The sequence below is a fragment of the Pseudoalteromonas sp. SR45-5 genome, assembly GCF_014163565.1.
GTDB lineage: Bacteria > Pseudomonadota > Gammaproteobacteria > Enterobacterales > Alteromonadaceae > Pseudoalteromonas > Pseudoalteromonas distincta.
This window is the reverse complement of record NZ_JACJDN010000249.1, coordinates 1-5,474: the sequence shown is the minus strand read 5'-3', so window position 1 is coordinate 5,474 and position 5,474 is coordinate 1. Positions and strand designations below refer to the sequence as shown.

The following is a 5,474-nucleotide window of genomic DNA, read 5'->3' as shown; positions in this document are numbered from 1 at the left end:
CCAACCGGTGCTAACCTAATTTCGGCTAACTTTGTACTTGCCGTGTATGCTTTTTTAGTTCTGCTTTATATTTACGAAGTGTATAAAACCTTTGACGTAAATGGTCATATTTTTAAAGAGCCTGTACCTGAGTCTCATCGTTATGAATTTAAGCAAGTGGCTGTTTTAAATATTTTATATTTCACAACCTTTGGTTCTGAACTTGCGGTTGTATCTATGTTACCGCTGTTTTTTATGGATGTATTTGCGCTTGATATGGTCTACGCGGGTATTTTAGCCTCTGCTTATGCATTTATGAATTTAGCATCTCGCCCAGGTGGCGGTTGGATTTCAGATAAATTAGGTCGCCGTATAACCCTTATTGTACTTACGACGGGTCTTGCTGTTGGTTATTTTGTAATGGGCTTGGTTGATGCATCGTGGCCTTTATGGCTTGCAGTTGTTGCAGCTATGGCGTGTTCGTTCTTTGTGCAAGCTGGTGAAGGTGCTGTATTTGCGGCAGTACCGCTAATTAAGCGCCGTTTAACTGGGCAAATAGCTGGGATGACAGGTGCTTACGGTAATGTAGGTGCAGTAGTGTACTTAACGGCATTGTCACTTGTTGATTATCAAACTTTCTTTTTCATTATTGCGGGTAGTGCATTACTTGGTCTAGCTGCACTGTTTTTTATGAGAGAACCAGATGGCCATATTACCGAAGTAAATGAAGACGGCACCGTTGAACTTATTTCAGTGACTTAAGGCATTATTGACTATGTTTGATGAAACACTCCACGCTAAATCGCTAAAAAATGAACTCAACGTTTCATTTGGCGGGCACAGTGCTAAAGGGTTAAAAGCAGAAAACCAAGATGCGTTTGCAGCTCTTAATACCAAAGCGCAAGAAAAAGAGTCTAAAGGCGTTATTGCCTGCTTAGCCGATGGGTGTTCATCAGCAAAAAATGCTAAACAAGCGTCTCAACTTTCGGTTACTCATTTTATAAATGAGTATTTAAATACCCCCGAAAGTTGGGCGGTTAAAAAGTCAGTGTCGAAGGTGTTAGCAAGTTTAAATCAGTGGCTTTATTCGCAATCGGTTAATTACAATCACTTAGGTCAGCGCCAAGCCGATTGGATGACGACTTTTACAGCACTTATTTTAAAGTCGGCAACGGGTTATATATTTCACTTAGGTGATACGCGTATTACTCGCTTGCGAGGAAATAAAATAGAGCCAATAACACGGGATCACAAAGTAAACGATACGCTAACGCGTGCACTTGGCGCGCAACTTCATCAAGAAATAGATGTATACGAAGTTGACCTAAAAGCAGACGATATTTATATATTAACCTGCGATGGCGTACACGATGTGCTCCCAAGTAGTGATATAGCTAAATTAATTAACGAGTACACTAATTTAGAAAATGCAGCTAAAGCAATTACCGAACTTGCATTAGCACGAGGCAGTGACGACAACGTAAGTTGTTTACTGGTAAAAGTAGAAAATATTGCCGAGCAAAAGTTAGATGAACTTTACCATTCGCTAACACGACGAAAAATTCCACCTGCGCTTAATGTTGGGCAAAAAATTGATGACTACACGGTTATTCGTAAATTACATGCCAGTAGTCGCTCACACATTTATTTAGTGCAACAAGCGCCCGATATACCGCCAGTGGTTTTAAAAGCACCTTCGGTTAATTTTGAAGACGATGTGCACTACCTTCAAGGCTTTATAAGAGAAGGCTGGGTAGGGCAACGCATAAACCATTTAAACGTGATGAAAGTACTGAGTACGCAATCGCAGAGTCGTTTTTTGTATCATATTTGTGAGTACATGGACGGGCAAACACTCAGTGATTGGAAGCACGACGTGCCGCACCCAGAAATAACCCAAGTACGCAGTATTATTGAACAAATAGTACATGCACTAAGGGCGTTTCAGCGACTCGATATGGTGCATCGTGATTTAAAGCTCGATAATGTAATGATAGATGCGCATGGTAAAGTAACGCTCATTGATTACGGCACAGTAAGTGTTGCGGCTATGGACGAGTCGGTTAAACAAATTGCGGATGATTGCCCGCAAGGCACAGCCGATTACACCGCACCCGAAACACTTATTACTATGCACGCCGATTTTAAAAGTGATTTGTTTTCACTTGGCGTGATTGCATATGAGTTATTGTGCTCAAAATTACCTTATAAACCACTGCCACTTAACCACGTAGCGCCAAAAGATTACAGCCATTGGCACTACACAAGTATTCGTAAATACAGAGCCGATATTCCGTTTTGGTTAGATCAAGCCCTTATGAAGGCACTTGCCCCTAAACCTGAGCTCAGATACCAAGCTTTTTCTGAGTTTATAAACGATATCAACAAACCTAATCCTTATTTAGAAAGTACCGCTAATAAAAGTTCAATAATGAAACGCGATCCAGTTATGGTGTGGAAATGTATTTCGCTGTGTTTATTTATTGCTTTGGTATGTGTATTAATAATTAAAACTTAGAGAACCAAAATGCTTAACTATAAGAACAACTTACCTATTATTTTTATACTGGGTTGCTTCACTGCGCCTTCAATAAGCCAAGCTTCGCAAACTGATCTTGATTTTAGACTGCGTTTTGAAAGCGTTGATCAAAACAATGCCTTAAAAGATGCAAGCGGTTTAACACTTAGAACCCGCTTAACGCATCAAACAGATGTGGTGAATGGTTTTTCAGCCCTTATTGAAGTAGAAGACACTCGCAGCCTATTGGGCGTAGATGATTACAACAATACGGTGGGGAAAAATACTAATTACTCTGTTATTGCAGACCCAGAAAACACTGAGATAGATCAAGGTTTTGTTAAATATGCCCGCGATGGTCTATCGCTAAAAGTAGGACGCCAAGTAATAGCCCTTGATGGGCAGCGTTTTGTTGGGCACGTAGGTTGGCGCCAAGACAGACAAACCTTTGATGCAGCAACCATTAATTACGCATTTAATAACATAGATTTACAGTACAGTTATTTAAATAAGCGTAACCGCATATTTGCTGACGATAAAGACATTAAATCGTCCGATCATCTAATTAATTCAAGCTTTAAAACAGACTACGGTAAAGTGGTTTTATACAGTTACTTATTAAGTGACGATGCACTACAAGACGACAGTTTAGATACTTATGGCGTTTCTTTTAACGGTAATAAAACCCTAAACGACATAAAATTTTATTACAAAGCGGATTATGCAACGCAGTCTGCTTCAACAAGCGTGAGTGATTTTGATGCCGATTACTATGCACTTGAAGGCGCTGTCGATTTAAATGGGTTGGGCATAAAAACAGTAACATTAAAAGTTGGCATAGAGTCACTTGGCTCTGATAATGGCGATTACGGGTTTGCAACACCGCTTGCCACGTTACATAAATTTAATGGTTGGACAGATACGTTTTTAAATACACCCACACAAGGTTTGGACGACACTTACATAAGCTTAAACGGTAAAGCGTTTGACGGAAAATGGCTGGTGGCTTATCACAGTTTTGATGCTAATGAGCAATCAAATGGGGTTGACGATTTAGGCAGTGAACTAAACGTACAATACGTTAAACCTATTAATAAACAATACGCAGTAGGTGTTAAGTATGCTGATTACTCAGCGGGCGATACTGCTGCTAATAAAGTCGATACTCAAAAATTGTGGGTATGGATGAGCGCTAAATTTTAACCCTCTCTATCTTCTAATATTCACTTGTAATTTATAGCGACACACGATGGTGCAATTGCACCATCTTGTGGGACTTTATGCTTTTCACCTCTGCACCAATGTAGGCAACTTGCTGATTTTAAATGCTTATATATTTGGCTTACATATTGCTATAACAAACCTATAACAAATTATTCGATTTCAATTTTAGTCAATTACTAAAATAGGTATCACTTTAAGGTGGGTGAATGTTAAGCAAGCAGCGTGTTGTAGTGGTAGGAAACGGAATGGTCGGGCACCATTTTGTGCAGCAGCTAGTTTCTCAAAATCAAGCTGATGAGCAATTTGAAATTACGGTACTTAGCGGTGAAGACCGTTTAGCGTATGACCGTGTACAACTATCCTCTTTTTTTAAAGGCAAAACCGCAGACGACCTCGCACTTACATGTAATAAAACCTATGACGATTGGCAAGTACGCTTTCATACTCATTCTAAAGTGGTTGATATAAATCGTGATACGCAAACTGTAACGACCGCTAAAGGGGAATTGTTTGAATACGACAAACTTGTGCTTGCTACAGGTTCATTCCCATTTGTACCGCCTATACCGGGTAAAGATCGCGAGCATTGCCTTGTTTATCGCACCATTAACGATTTACACGCAATAAAAAATTCAGCCCACGGCAGCAAAGTAGGCGTGGTAATTGGTGGCGGTTTACTGGGGCTTGAAGCTGCAAACGCATTAAAGCAATTGGGTTTACATACTCACGTAATAGAATTTGCACCGCAACTTATGGGTGTACAAGTTGATGCTGGTGGCGGTCGGCTACTAAAAAACAAAATTACAGATTTAGGTGTTACTGTGCATACATCGGTAGCAACTGAGGAAATAGTAGAAGGTGAAAGTTGCCGTTACAAAATGTGTTTTAAGGGCGGTAAAACCCTTGAAACCGACATGATTGTATTTTCGGCAGGTATTCGCCCTTATGATAATTTAGCCCGCGAGTTTAATTTAGAGATAGGTGAGCGCGGCGGTATTGTAATTAATAACCACTGCCAAACGAGCGACAAAAACATATACGCTATTGGTGAATGTGCACTGTGGAATAATTTTATTTTTGGCTTAGTGGCACCTGGTTACGCCATGGCTAAAATAGCAGTTGGTCATATTTTACAAGATACGCAGCAAGGTTCCTTGCAAAGTACTGGCTTAGACAATAAAGCCGATGAATTTAGCGGTGCCGATATGAGCACCAAGCTTAAATTAATGGGTGTTGAAGTAGGCTCTATTGGCGATGCACATGCAAGAAGCGAAGGTGCAATAAGCTATTATTTTGAAGACCAAGCCAATGGTATTTATAAAAAAATAGTCACCAATTCACAAAGTAATAAGCTGATTGGCGCGGTACTTGTTGGCGATACCAGCGATTACGACAATTTGCTGCAATATCATTTAACCGACATTGAACTTACCACCGCTCCCGAAGCGCTCATTATGCCCCTTGCCGGCGACATAGCAGAGCTAAGCGCCGATGACTTGCCTGATAACGCCATTATTTGCGCGTGTCATAAAGTAACTAAACACACCATTGAACAAACAGTCGCTAAAGGCTGCATAGATTTGGCAAGTGTGCAGCAAAGCACCAAAGCCAGTACAGGCTGTGGAGGGTGTGAAAAGCTCGTTCAAAACGTAATAAACAGCGCACTCGCTAAAGCAAGTAACACTATTAACGTAGTTACCCTTAATGAGCCTGTTAAACAGCTCGCATAAATTAAAGCACATTAAAAGAGAGC

Annotated in this window: 4 protein-coding genes; all 4 read left to right on the top strand. The window is 40.4% G+C overall.

Annotated features, from left to right (window positions below; translation table 11 throughout):
- Positions 1–741, top strand: a 741-nt coding sequence (locus H5072_RS10745; RefSeq protein ID WP_182693519.1) for an MFS transporter, incomplete at its 5' end; no start/stop codon positions are given.
- Between the two features lie 13 nt (positions 742–754).
- Positions 755–2,497, top strand: a complete 1,743-nt coding sequence (locus H5072_RS10740; protein WP_182693518.1) for a bifunctional protein-serine/threonine kinase/phosphatase — start codon at positions 755–757, stop codon at positions 2,495–2,497.
- A gap of 9 nt (positions 2,498–2,506) precedes the next feature.
- Positions 2,507–3,700 (top strand): alginate export family protein, encoded by a 1,194-nt coding sequence (locus tag H5072_RS10735; protein ID WP_182693517.1) that lies wholly within the window; start codon positions 2,507–2,509, stop codon positions 3,698–3,700.
- Positions 3,701–3,927: 227 nt separating this feature from the next.
- A complete protein-coding gene (locus H5072_RS10730) occupies positions 3,928–5,451 on the top strand; it encodes an FAD-dependent oxidoreductase (RefSeq protein ID WP_182693516.1) in 1,524 nt (507 codons plus the stop codon).
- Positions 5,452–5,474: the final 23 nt, after the last annotated feature.

Excerpts from the sequence above, each read along its gene's own strand:
- H5072_RS10735 (WP_182693517.1), top strand. The coding sequence starts at position 2,507 with ATGCTTAACTATAAGAACAACTTACCTATTATTTTTATACTGGGTTGC.
- H5072_RS10740 (WP_182693518.1), top strand. The coding sequence starts at position 755 with ATGTTTGATGAAACACTCCACGCTAAATCGCTAAAAAATGAACTCAAC.
- H5072_RS10730 (WP_182693516.1), top strand. The coding sequence starts at position 3,928 with ATGTTAAGCAAGCAGCGTGTTGTAGTGGTAGGAAACGGAATGGTCGGG.